This is a genomic window from Micromonospora arida (assembly GCF_003857035.1).
Taxonomy (GTDB): Bacteria; Actinomycetota; Actinomycetes; order Mycobacteriales; family Micromonosporaceae; genus Micromonospora; species Micromonospora arida.
In genome coordinates this window covers 1-15,309 of record NZ_QGSY01000266.1, presented here as the reverse complement: position 1 = coordinate 15,309, position 15,309 = coordinate 1, and the positions used below count along the sequence as shown (strand labels likewise).

Annotated in this window: 16 protein-coding genes; 9 read left to right on the top strand and 7 right to left on the bottom strand. The window is 70.8% G+C overall.

Annotation, left to right across the window (positions count from 1 at the left end; translation table 11 throughout):
- Positions 1-259: 259 nt before the first annotated feature.
- Positions 260-826, top strand: coding sequence for a hypothetical protein (locus tag DLJ58_RS26400; RefSeq protein WP_124860275.1), 567 nt, complete (start codon positions 260-262; stop codon positions 824-826).
- A 333-nt stretch (positions 827-1,159) separates the two neighbouring features.
- Here the strand turns inward: DLJ58_RS26400 and DLJ58_RS26395 are convergent, their stop codons facing one another.
- From DLJ58_RS26395 to groES, 3 genes are all read right to left on the bottom strand, one after another.
- A complete protein-coding gene (locus DLJ58_RS26395) occupies positions 1,160-2,827 on the bottom strand; it encodes a molybdopterin-dependent oxidoreductase (protein ID WP_124860273.1) in 1,668 nt (555 codons plus the stop codon).
- Between the two features lie 134 nt (positions 2,828-2,961).
- Positions 2,962-4,602, bottom strand: coding sequence for a chaperonin GroEL (groL, locus tag DLJ58_RS26390; RefSeq protein WP_124860271.1), 1,641 nt, complete (start codon positions 4,600-4,602; stop codon positions 2,962-2,964).
- A gap of 70 nt (positions 4,603-4,672) precedes the next feature.
- Positions 4,673-4,987, bottom strand: coding sequence for a co-chaperone GroES (gene groES, locus DLJ58_RS26385; protein ID WP_030330046.1), 315 nt, complete (start codon positions 4,985-4,987; stop codon positions 4,673-4,675).
- 259 nt (positions 4,988-5,246) lie between these two features.
- On the opposite strand from groES, the gene DLJ58_RS26380 reads away from it, so the two are divergent.
- The 8 genes from DLJ58_RS26380 (at position 5,247) to DLJ58_RS26345 (ending at position 12,793) form a co-directional block, all read left to right on the top strand.
- Positions 5,247-6,458, top strand: a complete 1,212-nt coding sequence (locus DLJ58_RS26380) for a THUMP-like domain-containing protein (RefSeq protein WP_124860269.1) — start codon at positions 5,247-5,249, stop codon at positions 6,456-6,458.
- Between the two features lie 10 nt (positions 6,459-6,468).
- On the top strand, positions 6,469-6,948 hold the full coding sequence (gene ybaK, locus DLJ58_RS26375) for a Cys-tRNA(Pro) deacylase (RefSeq protein WP_124860267.1): 480 nt from the start codon (positions 6,469-6,471) through the stop codon (positions 6,946-6,948).
- A gap of 179 nt (positions 6,949-7,127) precedes the next feature.
- The gene (locus DLJ58_RS26370) at positions 7,128-8,213 is read left to right on the top strand and encodes a sugar ABC transporter substrate-binding protein (RefSeq protein WP_124860265.1); all 1,086 of its coding nucleotides are present in this window, start codon (positions 7,128-7,130) and stop codon (positions 8,211-8,213) included.
- 116 nt (positions 8,214-8,329) lie between these two features.
- On the top strand, positions 8,330-9,148 hold the full coding sequence (locus DLJ58_RS26365) for an ATP-binding cassette domain-containing protein (RefSeq protein WP_124860263.1): 819 nt from the start codon (positions 8,330-8,332) through the stop codon (positions 9,146-9,148).
- A complete protein-coding gene (locus DLJ58_RS26360; protein ID WP_124860261.1) occupies positions 9,145-10,407 on the top strand; it encodes a sugar ABC transporter permease in 1,263 nt (420 codons plus the stop codon). Before DLJ58_RS26365 ends, DLJ58_RS26360 begins: the two co-directional genes overlap by 4 nt.
- Before the next feature lie 22 nt (positions 10,408-10,429).
- The gene (locus DLJ58_RS26355; protein WP_112737048.1) at positions 10,430-11,611 is read left to right on the top strand and encodes an ROK family protein; all 1,182 of its coding nucleotides are present in this window, start codon (positions 10,430-10,432) and stop codon (positions 11,609-11,611) included.
- A gap of 19 nt (positions 11,612-11,630) precedes the next feature.
- A complete protein-coding gene (locus tag DLJ58_RS26350) occupies positions 11,631-11,927 on the top strand; it encodes a DUF1707 SHOCT-like domain-containing protein (RefSeq protein ID WP_124860259.1) in 297 nt (98 codons plus the stop codon).
- Between the two features lie 125 nt (positions 11,928-12,052).
- Positions 12,053-12,793: a DUF4142 domain-containing protein gene (locus tag DLJ58_RS26345; RefSeq protein ID WP_124860257.1), complete on the top strand. Its 741-nt coding sequence runs from the start codon at positions 12,053-12,055 to the stop codon at positions 12,791-12,793.
- 33 nt (positions 12,794-12,826) lie between these two features.
- Here the strand turns inward: DLJ58_RS26345 and DLJ58_RS26340 are convergent, their stop codons facing one another.
- Genes DLJ58_RS26340 through tsaB form a run of 4 tightly spaced genes read right to left on the bottom strand, consistent with a single transcriptional unit; the run spans position 12,827 to position 15,291 of the window.
- Positions 12,827-13,081 carry a hypothetical protein gene (locus DLJ58_RS26340; protein ID WP_039906914.1) on the bottom strand — a complete coding sequence of 85 codons (255 nt, stop codon included), beginning with the start codon at positions 13,079-13,081 and terminating at the stop codon, positions 12,827-12,829.
- Positions 13,082-13,095: 14 nt separating this feature from the next.
- Positions 13,096-14,142 carry a tRNA (adenosine(37)-N6)-threonylcarbamoyltransferase complex transferase subunit TsaD gene (gene tsaD, locus DLJ58_RS26335; protein WP_124860255.1) on the bottom strand — a complete coding sequence of 349 codons (1,047 nt, stop codon included), beginning with the start codon at positions 14,140-14,142 and terminating at the stop codon, positions 13,096-13,098.
- Positions 14,135-14,617 (bottom strand): ribosomal protein S18-alanine N-acetyltransferase, encoded by a 483-nt coding sequence (rimI, locus tag DLJ58_RS26330; RefSeq protein WP_112621757.1) that lies wholly within the window; start codon positions 14,615-14,617, stop codon positions 14,135-14,137. The genes tsaD and rimI overlap by 8 nt, the downstream gene beginning before the upstream one ends.
- Positions 14,614-15,291 (bottom strand): tRNA (adenosine(37)-N6)-threonylcarbamoyltransferase complex dimerization subunit type 1 TsaB, encoded by a 678-nt coding sequence (gene tsaB / locus DLJ58_RS26325; RefSeq protein WP_124860253.1) that lies wholly within the window; start codon positions 15,289-15,291, stop codon positions 14,614-14,616. Before tsaB ends, rimI begins: the two co-directional genes overlap by 4 nt.
- Positions 15,292-15,309: the final 18 nt, after the last annotated feature.

Sequence of the window (15,309 nt, the reverse complement as noted above, 5' to 3'; positions counted from 1 at the left end):
TTACAACCCCCGCGAACGATCGACGGGCACCGCCACGGTGAGGGTGCCCGGTAGGTGGGCCACCCCGGAATGACCCCGGCCCCCCGGTCGTTACACAGGGACCCGGCGCCGCGAGCCCCCCGGCTTGCCAGGTCGCCGACAGGGCGTCACCCCCCAAACTTTTCCCCTTTGTTTGTGCAGCGCCGGACGAGGTGCTCACACCCTGCCGCCGCCCCCCTTTTGGCGGTCGGGTGTCCTACCCCCGAAGGAGCTACCCCTCATGAACACGATCTTCCGTAAGAGCATGCTGTCTGTTGCTGGTCTCGCGTTCGCCGGTGGTGTCTTCGCCGGCCCGATCGCCGCCCACGCCGCCACCCCGGCCGTGGATGCCAAGCCCGTCGCGGTGGCCGTGCAGTCCGCGGCGCCGAAGCCGCAGGGCGAGCAGTCCCACATCACCCTCAACGACGAGCAGAGCGCCAACGTCAAGGCGATCATCGCCGCCACCAAGAAGGCCGGTCTCCCGGAGCGCGCCGCGGTCATCTCGATCGCGACGAGCCTGCAGGAGTCGAAGCTCGAGAACCTCGGCCACCTGGGCGATAAGAACGACCATGACTCGCTGGGCTTGTTCCAGCAGCGCCCGAGCTCGGGTTGGGGTACGCCGGAGCAGATCACCGACCCCGCCTACTCCACGACCGCGTTCCTCAAGGGCTTGAAGCAGGTCGACGGGTGGCAGGACATGCCCCTGACCGACGCCGCGCAGACGGTGCAGGTGTCGGCCTACCCGGACGCCTACGCCCAGTGGGAGCAGCAAGCCACCGACCTGGTCGGCCAGTACTGGAACAGCTGACCCCAGCACCGCCACAGAACAACAGCACCGAAGACCAGCACCACCGCACCACAGCAAGACCACCGCACAGCAAGACCACCGCATGACACCGACCGCTGGCCGGCACCCCCAAACCCGGGGTGCCGGCCAGCGGCATTTCTGTGCTCTGAGTCCGCAGATCTTGGACACTTTCCGTCCGGCGGGCCCGCCGCGCTAACGGAAAGTGTCCAAGATCTGCATGCACGGTCTGGGGTACCACCGGTCAACCGGCCGGCCCGCCCACCCGAAGGAGAGTCGCGGGAAGCCGCAAGGCAGGTCGCGGACACAGCCCGGGCGGCGACGCCATGGCGTGGATCAGCGGACGGTGACGGTGACCGTGTGCCAGCCGGTGGCGCCGTCCGGGACGACGTCCTGGGTACGTTCGGTTTGGGTTTCACCTGTCGCGTCCGTCGCGCGGACCTGGAGCCGGTGCTCGCCCGGGGTGGCGTCCCAGCGCCAGGACCACTGCACCCACGTGTCCACCGACACGGTCGGGGCCAACGCGGCTTCCTGCCACGGGCCGTCGTCGACGCGTACCTCGACTCGGCGGATGCCCCGGTGCTGCGCCCAGGCCACCCCGGCGACGGTCACCGGGCCGGCGGTCAGCCGGTTACGCCCCCGGGGCGTGTCGATCCGGGACTGGGTCTTGATGGGGCCCTGGGGGGACCAGCCGCGTGGCACCCAGTACGCGTCGAAGTCGGCGAATCGGGTCAGCTCCAGTTCGGTCACCCATTTGCAGGCCGACACGTAGCCGTAGAGGCCCGGCACCACCACTCGGACCGGGAAGCCGTGCTCGACCGGCAGCGGCTCGCCGTTCATCCCGACGGCCAGCAGCGCGTCCCGTCCGTCGCGCAGCGCGGCGGTGGGGGTGCCGCAGGTCCAACCGTCGACCGACCGGCCGACCACCTGGTCGGCGTCGTCGTCCGGCTCGACCTCGTCCAGTAGTTCCCGCAGGGGTACGCCGAGCCACAGGGCATTGCCGATCAGGTCCCCGCCCACCTCGTTGGAGACGCAGGCCAGCGTGACGTACCGCTCGACCAGCGGTCGGGCCAGCAGATCCGCGTAGCTGTAGGTGCGCTCCCTACCGACCCGTCCGTGGATCCGCAGCCGCCAGGTGTCCGGGTCGACCTGGGGCACCACCAGCGCGGTGTCGATCCGGTAGAACCCGAAGTTCGGGGTGACGTACGGCGCGAGCTGCGTCAGTGAGAGGTCCGCGCCCGCCGGCACGGCCGGTGCGGGGGCTACCGGCGCGGGCAGGCGGATCGCGTCGCGGGCTGCGGACACGCCGCGCCGGCCCGCCAGCCAGCGCCCACCGAGACCGGCCACCACGGCCGTGCCGAGCAGCACCCCGCTGCCGGTGAGAAAACGCCGCCGCGACTCCGGGTCCACTTCGGCAGGCCCGACCGGTTCGACCGCCGCCGTCGGCCCGGCGGGAGTCACCGGCACCGGCCCTGCCGGCGACACCGGCACCGACTCGCCCGGCGACACCGGGCCACCCGGTAACGCCGGACCAGCGGACGGCGTGGGTGGTGACCAGGTCCAGGGGTCGAGCTCGAACGGTCCGCCGATGAACAGCCAGAGCACCAGGGCACCGAGACCGGCGCCGACCAGGGACGGCAGCGCGTCGGCGAGGTCAGCGCCGGAGCGGGTCACCGCGGCGGCCACGCCGATGGCACCGAACGCGGCAATGCCGGCCAGGCCGAGTGCCAACCGGCGGACCGCCAGTACGCCGAAGAGAGCGGCGAAGCCTCCCAGCAACACGGCCGTGCCGACCAGCAGCGCGATCTTGTCGGCGGTGCCGAAGAGGTCGATGGCGAGTTGCTTCAGCGACTCGGGGACGGCGTCGACGATGACACCGCCGACCGCGACCAGGGGCGCCGACCGGGGACCGGTCAACACCGCGACCGGTTCGGCGATCCCGATCGCGACGGCGGCGGCGGTGATTCCGGCCAACGCGGCGTACCGCCGTGACGTGGTGCTCATCGGCCCAGTGTGCGCGATCATCTCGCCCGGTCGCCAACAACGTCAGCGTTCGGTAATGACCTACCAGCAAGCAAGAACGAGCCGGGGCGCACCGCCTTACGGCGGTGCGCCCCGGAACGGGTGTCGCTACCGGATCAGAAGCCCGGGCCGTGCTGGTGGCCGTGACCGTGGCCGTGCCCGCCGGCGGCGGCCGGCTCGGCCTGCTCCGGCTTCTCCACCACGAGGCTCTCCGTGGTGAGCAGCAGACCGGCGATCGAGGCGGCGTTGGTGACCGCGTTGCGGGTCACCTTCACCGGGTCGATGATGCCGGCCTTGACCAGGTCGACGTACTCGCCCTTGGCGGCGTCGAGGCCGTTGCCCCACTTGAGGTCGGCGACCTTCTGCGTCACGACGTAACCGTCGTGACCGGCGTTCTGGGCGATCCAGCGCAGCGGCTCGACGAGCGCCTTGCGCACGACCGAGACGCCGACCTTCTCGTCACCGGTGAAGCCCAGGTCGTCGTCGAGCACCGAGAGGATCTGCACCAGGGCGGCGCCGCCGCCGGGCACGGTGCCCTCCTCGACCGCAGCCTTGGTCGCCGCGATGGCGTCCTCGATGCGGTGCTTGCGCTCCTTCATCTCGACCTCGGTCGCCGCGCCGGCCTTGATGACGGCGATGCCACCAGAGAGCTTCGCCAGCCGCTCGGCCAGCTTCTCCCGGTCCCAGTCGGAGTCGGAGGCCTCGATCTCCTTGCGGATCTGGGACACCCGGTCGGTGACGTCGGCCTTCTGGCCCCCGCCGTCGACGATCGTGGTGTTCTCCTTGTCGACCACGACGCGCCGGGCGGTGCCGAGCACCTCCAGGCCGACCTGGTCGAGCTTGTAGCCCAGCTCCGGGGCGACCAGCTCGGCGCCCGTGGAGATCGCGATGTCCTGGAGCATTGCCTTGCGCCGGTCACCGAAGCCCGGGGCCTTGACCGCGCAGACCTTGAGGGTCTTGCGCAGCGAGTTGACCACCAGGGTGGAGAGCGCCTGGCCGTCCACGTCCTCGGCGATGATCAGCAGGGGCTTGCTGTTCTGCAGGACCTTCTCCAGCAGCGGCAGCAGCTCCTCGATCGCCGAGATCTTCTGGGTGGTGACCAGGATGTACGCGTCCTCAAGGACGGACTCCTGACCCTCCAGGTCGGTGACGAAGTTCGGCGAGATGAAGCCCTTGTCGAACTGGAGACCCTCGGTCACGTCCAGTTCGGTGGTGAGCATCGAGCCTTCCTCGACGGTGATGACACCGTCGCGGCCGACGCGCTCCATCGCCTCGGCGATCAGATCGCCGATCGTGGAGTCCTGCGCGGAGATCGTCGCCACGTTCGCGATCGACTCCTTGCTGGTGACCTCGGCGGCACGGCCGAGCAGCGCCTCGGAGACCTTCATGGCCGCCGCGTCGATGCCCCGCTTGATGCCGGCCGGGTTGGTCCCGGCGGTCACGTTGCGCAGACCCTCGCGAACCATCGCCTGGGCCAGCACGGTCGCGGTGGTGGTCCCGTCGCCGGCGACGTCGTTGGTCTTGGTCGCCACCTCCTTGACCAGTTGCGCGCCAAGGTTCTCGTACGGGTTGGTGAGCTCGATCTCCTTGGCGATGGTCACACCATCGTTGGTGATCGTCGGCGCACCGAATTTCTTGTCCAGGACGACGTTGCGCCCGCGCGGGCCGAGGGTGACCTTGACCGCGTCCGCGAGGGCGTTGACACCGTGCTCCAGCAGGTGCCGGGCGTCGTCCGAGAAGCTCAGGATCTTCGCCATTAATGTCCCTTCGAAGCGCCATTGCCCCGGCCCGGCGAGCCGGACCGGGGCAGTGGCACTGATCGGTTGCTTACTTCTCGATGACCGCGAGGACGTCGCGGGCGGAGAGCACCAGGTACTCCTCGCCGGCGTACTTGACCTCGGTGCCGCCGTACTTCGAGTAAAGGACGGTGTCGCCGACCTGCACGTCAACCGGAACCCGGTTGCCGTTGTCGTCGACGCGCCCCGGGCCCACAGCGAGGACAGTGCCCTCCTGCGGCTTCTCCTTGGCGGTGTCGGGGATCACGATGCCCGACGCCGTGGTGGTCTCAGCCTCGTTCGCCTGGACCACGATGCGGTCCTCGAGCGGCTTGATCGCAACCTTGGTCGCGGTAGTCACGGGCATACCCTCCTGGGGTACTGGTTTCGTTGCTGGCCAGCGGGGCTGACCAGCGTCAATCTGCCTCATGCCACCGGGCGGTGCCGTCGTCGCGGGTGCCGGTCCGCCTGGCGTGCGCACCCGGGTCGCGAGACCCGGAAGCTGGCACCCTCAGGGTGAGAGTGCTAATCGCAGGTTATTCCGTGGCTAGCACTCCGTCAAGGAGAGTGCCAGCGAGTCGCGCCCCGCCAGCCAGGATTTCCCGGTCGGCCGGGACAATGGCGGGGTGGATCTCGATCAGCTGGCGGCGCTGCGTACCCCTGAGGGGTCGGCCGCGCTCACGGCGGCGGCCGACCTGGCCGGCGGTGATCCACTGGTGGCGGCGTCGGCGCTGCGCGCGACCAGCGTGCCGCCGACGTTGGCCGCGGCGGCACTGACCCAGGCCGAGCTGCGCCACCGGGCGGTGGGCAAGTTCGGCTCGGCCGCCGCTGAAATGTTCCTCACCCGTCCCGGCCTGGAGCAGGCCACCCGCCGGGTGGTCGCCGACCGTCGGGCTGCCCGGTTGTACGCGGCCGGCGTGCGCACCCTGGCCGATCTCGGGTGCGGGCTCGGGGCCGACGCGCTGGCCGCCGCCCGCGCCGGCATCCGGGTGTACGGCGTGGAGGCCGACCCGGTGACCGCGGCGATGGCCGCCGCCAACGCCGAGGCGGCGGGCCTGGCCGAGCTGTTCACTGTCGAGTGCGGCGACGCGACCGGGTTCGACGTGTCAGGGGTCGACGGGGTCTTCTGCGATCCGGCCCGCCGCGCCACCGGCACCGGGCGGCGGATCTTCGACCCGCGCGCCTACTCGCCACCGTGGGACTTCGTGACCGGGCTGGCCGAGCGGGTGCCGCGCACAGTGGTGAAGGTGGCGCCGGGCCTGGACCACGCGCTCATTCCGGCGGGCGCGGAGGCGGAGTGGGTCGGCGTGGACGGCGACCTGGTCGAGGCCGCGCTCTGGTGCGGCGAGCTGGCGGAGGTGCCCCGCCGCGCCACCCTCTACCGTCAGCGGGGCGCTGAGGCCCACCGCCACGAGCTCACCGGCTCGGGTGCCGCCGAGGCGCCGGTCGGGCCGCCGCGTCGCTACCTGTACGACCCGGACCCGGCGGTCGTGCGCGCGCACCTCGTGGCCGAGCTGGCCACCGAACTGGACGCCACCCTGGGCGATCCGAGCATCGCCTACCTCTACGCCGACCAGCCGATCCGCACCCCGTACGCGCGCTGTCTGGAGATCACCGACGTGCTGCCGTTCTCGCTCAAGCGCCTGCGGGCGCTGCTGCGCGACCGCCGGGTGGGCCGGGTGGAGATCCTCAAGCGGGGTTCGGCGCTCACCCCGGAGCAGCTCCGGCGGGACCTGCGGCTGGCCGGGGATGCGGCGGCGAGTCTGGTGCTCACCCGCGTCGACGGCGCACCGACGGTGCTGATCGGCCAGCCGGTCGACTGGCGCCTTCTCGACTAGCCTCGTCGCTGTGGCGGGACAGGGCACGCCGGCAACGGCACTCTTGGTCAAGCGCGGAATCGCGCATCGCACCCATCCGTACCGGGTGGCGCCGGATGCCCCGAACTACGGCGCGTTGGTGGCGGTGGCGCTCGGCGTGGCACCGGAGCGCGTGTTCAAGTCTCTGGTGACCGAGGTCGACGGCGCGCTCACCGTGGCGGTCGTTCCGGTCACCGGCGAGCTGGATCTCAAGGCGCTCGCGGCGGCGGTCGGCGGCAAGCGGGCCGCGTTGGCCGATCGGGCCGTCGCCGAGCGGGCCACCGGTTACGTACGCGGTGGGATCAGCCCGCTCGGGCAGCGTCGACGGTTGCCCACAGTGCTGGACGAATCCGCGCTGGATCTCCCGACGATCTACGTCTCGGCTGGTCGGCGTGGTCTGCAACTCGAACTGGCCCCGGCGGATCTGGTGGCGCTGACCGACGCCCGCACCGCGCCGTTGCAGACCCACTGACGGCCTTCGTTACGTCGACTCCCCCGTGGGATACCCGCGGAGTAACAGTCGCGTTGCTGAATTGTTATCGCTCCCAACAAACTATGCACCTGCGCGGTCTTGTGGAGCCGGTGTGACGCGAAATACGTTGCCGGACACAACAAAACAACACCTCCCCCACCTCCGAAAGGACCCTGCACATGCGTAAGGGGATCCTCACCATCGCCGCCGTGGGCCTGCTCACGACCGGCGGCTTGACCGCCTGTGGCGACGACTCCGGCGACAAGGCCGCCTCCACCAAGACCCCCAAGATCGGCGTGATCCTCCCGGACAGCAAGTCCTCGGCCCGCTGGGAAACGGCGGACCGCCGGTTCCTGGAGGAGGCGTTCAAGGCGGCCAACGTCAAGTACGACATCCAGAACGCCCAGAACGACAAGACCGCCTTCCAGACCATCGCCGACCAGATGATCACCGGTGGCGTGACCGCCCTGATGATCGTCAACCTGGACTCCGGCACCGGCAAGGCCGTGCTGGACAAGGCCAAGTCGCAGGGCGTCGCCACCATCGACTACGACCGGCTCACCCTCGGTGGCTCGGCCCAGTACTACGTCAGCTTCGACAACGAGACCGTCGGCAAGCTCCAGGGCGAGGGTCTGTCGAAGTGCCTGACCGAGAAGGGCGCCAAGAACCCGGTCGTCTCGTACCTGAACGGCTCCCCCACCGACAACAACGCCACCCTGTTCAAGGCCGGCTACGACTCGGTGCTCAAGCCGAAGTTCGACTCCAAGGAATACGTCAAGGGCCCTGAGGACGCGGTGCCGGCGTGGGACAACGCGCAGGCCGCGACGATCTTCGAGCAGCAGCTCACCAAGGCCAACGGCAAGATCGACGGTGTGCTGGCCGCCAACGACGGTCTCGGCAACGCCGCCATCTCGATCCTCAAGAAGAACAAGCTCAACGGCAAGGTGCCGGTGACCGGGCAGGACGCCAGCACCGAGGGCCTGCAGAACATCCTCGCCGGTGACCAGTGCATGACCGTCTACAAGGCGGTCCGGGAAGAGGCCAAGGCCGCCTCCGACCTGGCCATCGCGCTCGCCAAGGGTGAGAAGAAGGACACCGGCCAGACGGTGAAGGACGGTGACCGGGACGTCCCCTCGGTGCTGCTCACCCCGAAGGCCATCTACAAGGACACCGTCAAGGACGTCATCGCCGACGGCTACGTGACCAAGGAAGAGGTCTGCACCGCGGCGTACGCCAAGCTCTGCGCGGACGCCGGCATCAGCTGACCGACGCCGCATCACCCGCCGGGACGACCATCGCCGCCCGGCACGGGAGCACCCCTCCCGTGCCGGGCGGCGCCCGCCGGACGGGCCCCTACCCTCCCTTGAGAAGGAGACCCCCCGTGTCCGCGACCCCCTTGCTGGAACTCCGCGGGATCGACAAGAGCTTCGGTCCTGTCCAGGTGCTCCGCGACGTCGCCCTGACCGTCCACCCGGGCGAAGTGACCGCACTGGTCGGCGACAACGGCGCCGGCAAGTCGACCCTGGTGAAGTGCATCAGCGGCATCCACCCCACCGACGCTGGCGAGTTCCTGTTCAACGGTGAACCGGTACACATCGGCAGCCCCCGCGACGCCGCCGCACTCGGCATCGAGGTCGTCTACCAGGACCTCGCGCTCTGCGACAACCTGGACATCGTGCAGAACATGTTCCTCGGCCGGGAGAAGCGCAACGGAATCGTCCTCGACGAGCCGACCATGGAACAGCTCGCCGCCGAAACCCTGGCAGGGCTCTCCATCCGCACCGTCACCTCACTTCGCCAGCACGTGTCCAGCCTCTCCGGCGGTCAACGCCAGACCGTGGCCATCGCCAAGGCGGTGCTGTGGAACAGCAAGCTCGTCATCCTGGACGAGCCGACCGCGGCGCTCGGCGTGGCACAGACCGCCCAGGTGCTCGAACTGGTCCGACGCCTCGCCGACAACGGCCTGGCCGTGGTGCTCATCTCGCACAACATGAACGACGTCTTCGCCGTCTCCGACCGGATCGCCGCGCTGTACCTCGGCCAGATGGTCGCCCAGGTGAAGACCACCGACATCACCCACGCCCAGGTGGTCGAGCTGATCACCGCCGGGCGCTCGGGCGGGCTCGGCCTCGCCACCGACCCGGGCAGCAACGGCGACGGCCCGCAGGCGGCCGACTCGATCTCAGGAGGCGTCCGATGACCACCACCGCCGTGCGGAAGGACGGCCCGGCGGCCGTCACACCGACGCCGACCATCGGAGGCCACTTCCGCAACTACCTGAGTCGGGTACGCGGTGGCGACGTCGGCGCGCTACCGGCCGTACTCGGCCTGATCGTGCTCTGCACCGTCTTCGCGATCATGCGGCCGTCGTCGTTCCTGTCGGCCGGTAACTTCGCCAACCTCTTCACCCAGGGCGCGGCGGTCACGCTGATCGCAATGGGCCTGGTCTTCGTGCTGCTGCTCGGCGAGATCGACCTCTCCGCCGGCTTCGCCAGCGGCGTGTGCGCGGCGGTGCTGGCCAATGTGGTCACCGTGCTCGGCTACCCCTGGTGGGTCGCCGTGCTCGCCGCGGTCGCCACCGGTGTGGTCATCGGCACCACGCTCGGCATGCTCGTCGCGAAGATCGGTATCCCGTCCTTCGTGGTCACCCTCGCCGGCTTCCTCGCCTTCCAGGGCGTCGTGCTGCTGCTCGTCAAAGAGGGCACCAACATCTCCGTCCGCGACGACGTGCTGGTCGCCATCGCCAACCGCAACCTCGCGCCCACGCTGGGCTGGGGGCTGACCGCCCTCGCGATCATCGGCTACGCGGCGGTGCAACTGCTGCGTCACCGCAACCGGGCTGCCCGTGGTCTGATCACCGACCCGATCGCGGTGGTGGCGCTGCGGATCGTCGGGCTCGCCGTCATCCTCGGCACCGCGGTGTACGTGCTCAACCTGGAGCGCAGCCGCAACGTCCTGATCAGCTCACTCAAGGGTGTGCCGATCGTGGTGCCGATCATCGTGGTGCTGCTGGTCATCTGGACCTTCGTGCTGCAACGCACCAGCTACGGCCGGCACATCTACGCAGTCGGCGGCAACCGGGAAGCGGCCCGCCGGGCCGGCATCGACGTCGACCGGATCCGGATCTCGGTCTTCGTGATCTGCTCCTCGATGGCCGCCATCGGTGGCATCGTGGCGGCCAGCCGGGCCAACTCCGTCGACCCGAACACCGGGGGCAGTAACGTACTGCTCTACGCGGTCGGCGCAGCGGTGATCGGCGGCACCAGCCTCTTCGGTGGCAAGGGCCGCGTCCTCGACGCCGTACTCGGCGGCGCGGTGGTCGCGGTCATCGAAAACGGAATGGGCCTGATGGGTTACAGCGCGGGAGTCAAGTACGTGGTCACGGGCGTCGTGCTGCTGCTCGCCGCCAGCGTCGACGCGCTCTCCCGCCGCCGCGCGGCAGCCACCGGCACCCGCTGACCGCGCGGGAGGTAGCACCAGCATGCGCCCAGGACCAAGCCAGGATGACGTCCGACGGCAGAACCTCGGGGCCCTGCTGCGGCACGTGCACGTCCATGGGGCGACCACGCGGGCCGAACTGACCACCACGCTGGGCCTCAACCGCAGCACCATCGGCGCGCTCACCGCCGACCTGTCCGCAGTGGGGCTGGTCAGCGAAGGTGCACCGAAGGAGACCGGCCGGGCCGGACGACCGTCACTGGTCGTCCGGCCCGAGTCGGCCCGGGTCTACGCGTACGCGTACTCGGTGGAGGTGGACCGGCTGCGCGCCGCCCGGATCGGGCTGGGTGGCGCGGTCCTGGACCGCCGGGACCTGGACCGGCCGCGCGGGCTGCTGGCCGCGGAGGCCGCGCCGCTGCTGGCCGGCGCGGTCAAGGAGATGCAGCAGTTGGTGCCGGCGGACGCGATCTGCGTCGGTGCCGGCGTCGCGGTCTGCGGCATGGTCCGCCGGGACGACGGCCTGGTCCGACTCGGCCCCACCACCGGTTGGGTGGACGAGCCGATCGGCGCGGCCCTCGCCGACGAGTTGGGCATCGACGTACCGGTCACAGTGGGCAACGTGGCCGACGTCGCCGCGTTCGCCGAGCACGCACGGGGTGTGGCGGCAGGCTGCGACAACGTCCTCTACCTGTACGGCGACGTGGGCGTGGGTGCCGGCATCATCGCCGGTGGCCGCCGGCTGACCGGGCACGGTGGCTACGGCGGCGAGGTCGGCCACATGAAGGTGGTCCGCGACGGCAAACCCTGTGAGTGCGGGTCCCGGGGCTGCTGGGAGACCGAGATCGGCGAGCACGGCCTGCTGCGTGCCGCCGGACGCTCCGACGCCCGGGGCCGCGACGCGCTGCTGGAGGTCTTCGACGCGGCCGACCGCGGGGACGCCCGGGCCCAGACGGCGGTCCGCCAGGCCGGCGACTGGCTCGGCTTCGGCGTGGCCAACCTGGTGAACGTCTTCAACCCCGAGATGGTCATCTTCGGCGGGACCATGCGTGACCTCTACCTCGCGGCGGCGGCCCAGATCCGCAGCCGGCTCAACTCCAACGCGCTCGGCGCCTGCCTGGAGCACGTCCGGCTGCGTACGCCGAAACTGGGTACGGACGCGCCCCTGATCGGTGCCGCCGAACTGGCCTTCGAACGGCTCCTCGCCGACCCCCTCGACGTGGGCTGATCCGCGTACGCTGTCCGGCGTGGATGTCGAGCTGCGCGCCTCCGACGACGACCGCAACCGGGTGGTCGCCGCGCTGCACCAGCACACCGCGGCGGGCCGCCTGACGCTTGACGAGTTCTCCGATCGGGTCGGTGCGGTGTGGACGGCGCGCACCCTCGGTGACCTGGCCGCGCTGACCCGCGATCTACCGGCCCTGCCCAACTCGGTCGTCGACGCCGGCCCGGTCGGGCGCGGGCGTCAGGAGCTGCTGATGGTCTTCGCCGCCGCGGCGCTCACCCTGCTGCTGCTCGGAGGCCTGCTCGCCGTCACCCGCTGATCCGGTTCGCTCCGCGATGAACTGATCACGCGATCAGTCCGTACCAGTGGGCGGACGGGCAACCGGCAGGGTACGGCTGCCCGGTCCAGACGCGTTCCGGTCCGGACCGAGGAGGCACCACAGACATGGCACCGCTCAGATCCGCCCATCGTCGACTGGGCACCCGGACCCACCGAGCGGCGATGCTGCTCATCGCGGTCATCGCGGGGGTCGGTGTCCTGCCCGGCGTGGCCGTCGCCGCACCCGCCGGTGGCCAGCAGCTCAACGCCGCCGACATGACACTGCTCAACGGGGTGCGGCTGGCCGGGCTGTGGGAGATGCCAGCCGGCCAGATGGCCGCCGAGAAGGGACAGTCGGCGAAGGTCCGGGAGATCGGCGCCGGCATCGCCAACGAGCACCAGAAGCTCGACGAGCTCGTGGTCGAGGCGGCCAACAAGTTGGGCGCGACAATCCCCAGCGAGCCGACCGCCGAGCAGAAGGGCTGGCTGGCCGAGATGCAGAAGGCGTCCGGCGCTCGGTTCGACCAGATCTTCGTCACCCGGCTCCGGGTCGCCCACGGCAAGATCTTCCCGGTGATCGGTGCGGTCCGCGCCAGCACCCGGGACGCCACCGTCCGCAAGCTCTGCGACGACTCCAACGGCTTCGTGATGCACCACATGCAGATGCTGGAGAGCACTGGCCTGGTCCGCTGGCCGGAGCTGCCGCCGGCCGCGCTGCCCGCCCCGGGTGAGGACGGGCTCCTGGCCGCCGCCTCCGCCAACTCCGGCCCGCAGGTCGGAGTCAGCAGCACCGTCGTCTGGTTGGTCTTCCTCGCCGCGCTGGGCACCGGCGGAATCGCCACCTACCGGATGTTGCGCCGCAGCTGACCGATCAGGCAGCGGCCTGGATGGTGGCTCGCGTTACCGGTCCACCTGGGTGAAGTCCCAGGAGTGCGGGGCGCGGGCCACCAGCAGCGCTGGCGGGTCCGGCAGCGGGCGAGGGCTGCTGCGCCACTTGGAGATCACCACCACACGGTGGTCGGTGGAGGAGAAGACCTCGCTGGAGACGTGGAGCGGGTCGTGCTCCAACTCGGGCAGGGCGGTGTCGCACACCCAGGTGATCAGGTCGGCGACTCCGTACGCCTCGGCGCGCGCCTCCCACATCCGCACGATCATGTCCGCCGCTCCCGTCACACGCTGATCGTGGTCAACGGCAGTGCCGAATCGGCTGGAAGGTCCAGTCGGCTCGGAGCGACCCCGGCGGCGACCAGGTGCGAACCGAGCGCGGCCACCATCGCGCCGTTGTCGGTGCACAGCTTCGGCCGGGGTACCCGGACCCGGATGCCGTACTTCTCGGCTCGATGCTCGGCCATCGCCCGCAGCCGCGAGTTCGCCGCCACTCCCCCGCCGATGACCAGGGTCTCGATGCCCTGCGCCCGGCAGGCGGCGAGCGCCTTGCTGGTCAGGACGTCACAGACCGCCTCCTGGAAGGACGCGGCCACGTCGGCCACCGGAACCGGCTCACCGGCACGCTGACGGGCCTCGACCCACCGGGCCACCGCCGTCTTCAGGCCCGAGAACGAGAAGTCGTACCGGTGGGCGGCGAGATCCTTCGCGGCGGTCAGACCGCGGGGGAAGGCGATCGAGGCGGCGTCGCCGGCCCGGGCCTCCCGGTCGATGGGCGGACCACCCGGGAACGGCAACCCGAGCAGCCGGGCGACCTTGTCGAACGCTTCCCCGGCCGCGTCGTCGATGGTGGCGCCCAGCGGGGTGACGCCCCGGGCCAGGTCGTCCACGAGCAGGAGGGACGAGTGGCCACCGGACACCAGGAGTGCAATGGCGGGTTCGGGCAGTGGGCCGTGCTCGAGAGTGTCCACCGCGACGTGGGCGGCGAGGTGGTTGACGCCGTAGATGGGTTTCTCGGCGGCGACCGCGTACCCCTTGGCGGCAGCGACGCCGACCAGCAACGCACCGGCCAGCCCCGGCCCGGAGGTGACCGCGATCGCGTCGATGTCGGCCAGCGTGACGCCGGCCTCGGTCAGTGCCCGGTCCATGGTCGGCACGATGGCCTCCAGGTGTGCCCGGCTGGCCACCTCCGGCACCACACCCCCGAACCGGGCGTGTTCCTCGACGCTGGAGGCGAGCGCGTCGGCCAGCAGGGTGTGGCCCCGCACGATGCCGACACCGGTCTCGTCGCAGGAGGTCTCGATACCCAGGATCAGTGGTTCGTCAGCCATGGTCGTGTGGTCCGTCCCCGGTCGGCTCGGCGTCGCGCCGCATGACCAGCGCGTCGGTGTTGCTCGGTTGGTAGTAGCCGCGCCGCACCCCGATCGGCTCGAAACCGTACGTCGCGTAGAGCCGCTGAGCTGCGGCGTTGTCCACGGCGACCTCCAGCAGGGTGCTGCGGGCGTCGCGCCGGACCGCCTCGGCGAGCAACTCCTCCAGCAGGGCACGGCCTACGCCGCGCCGCTGGGCGTCCCGGCGGACGGCGATGTTCTGTACCCACACCTCGTCCGGCGGAACGCCGGCGAGCCCGGCGTAGCCGAGCACCGACCCGTCCGCGTCGACGGCGACCCGGTAGTGGTGCCCGTTGGCGAGCTCGCTCCAGAACATGGCGGGCGACCATTTCTCAGCGCCGAAGAGGTCCGCCTCGATCGGCAGCACGTCGTCGATGTGCCACCAGCGGAACGGTTCGAGCCGTACCGCGGTCATGGCAGGACCGGTTTGCGGCCGGTCGCCGCCACCGCGTCGGGGCGGCGCAGGTAGAGCGGGGTGAGCCGTTCACTGGACGCCCTCGCCCGGATCCGCTCGGCGGCGAGCAACGCCAGCACTGTCGCGTCCGGGTAGCGCGGCTCGACCCGGACGGGCAGGTCCAGGACCTCGGCGTACCGGTGCGCCCCGTCACCGACCGCGATCGTCGCGCCCAGTTCGCGGGCGCGCGCGGCGGCGACCGCCGGCGCGGACACCTCGGGCCCGACGATCCGCTGGCCGGCTTCGTCGTAGACGGCCCAGTAGAGCTCCTTGCGCCGGGCGTCGCTGGCGGCCAGGACCGGCGCGCCGGACGCTGCCGGGTAACCGATGGCGTCCAGCGAACAGACGCCGTACGTGGGGATGCCGAGCACCTGACCCATCGTCGCGGCGGTGACCAGGCCGACCCGTAGCCCGGTGAACGGCCCCGGGCCGAGCCCGGCGACGATGGCGTCCAGGTCACGCGGGCGCGCGTCAGCGTCGGCGAGGACCGCATCCACCTGGGGCGCGAGCAGCTCACCGTGCGCGCGGGCGTCGACCGTGCACCGGTGCGCCCGCGACGCCACGCCGTCTGCCGAGACCTCCACCAGCGCCGCGGTGACCGCGGGGGTCGAGCTGTCCACCACGAGTACGAGCACGGTAAGCCAGCCTGGCCG

Coding starts and splice junctions, on each gene's coding strand:
- DLJ58_RS26395 (WP_124860273.1), bottom strand. CDS start 2,827: ATGAGCACCACGTCACGGCGGTACGCCGCGTTGGCCGGAATCACCGCC.
- DLJ58_RS26370 (WP_124860265.1), top strand. CDS start 7,128: ATGCGTAAGGGGATCCTCACCATCGCCGCCGTGGGCCTGCTCACGACC.
- rimI (WP_112621757.1), bottom strand. CDS start 14,617: ATGACCGCGGTACGGCTCGAACCGTTCCGCTGGTGGCACATCGACGAC.
- DLJ58_RS26355 (WP_112737048.1), top strand. CDS start 10,430: ATGCGCCCAGGACCAAGCCAGGATGACGTCCGACGGCAGAACCTCGGG.
- groES (WP_030330046.1), bottom strand. CDS start 4,987: ATGCCCGTGACTACCGCGACCAAGGTTGCGATCAAGCCGCTCGAGGAC.
- DLJ58_RS26345 (WP_124860257.1), top strand. CDS start 12,053: ATGGCACCGCTCAGATCCGCCCATCGTCGACTGGGCACCCGGACCCAC.
- tsaD (WP_124860255.1), bottom strand. CDS start 14,142: ATGGCTGACGAACCACTGATCCTGGGTATCGAGACCTCCTGCGACGAG.
- DLJ58_RS26360 (WP_124860261.1), top strand. CDS start 9,145: ATGACCACCACCGCCGTGCGGAAGGACGGCCCGGCGGCCGTCACACCG.
- groL (WP_124860271.1), bottom strand. CDS start 4,602: ATGGCGAAGATCCTGAGCTTCTCGGACGACGCCCGGCACCTGCTGGAG.
- DLJ58_RS26400 (WP_124860275.1), top strand. CDS start 260: ATGAACACGATCTTCCGTAAGAGCATGCTGTCTGTTGCTGGTCTCGCG.
- DLJ58_RS26340 (WP_039906914.1), bottom strand. CDS start 13,081: ATGATCGTGCGGATGTGGGAGGCGCGCGCCGAGGCGTACGGAGTCGCC.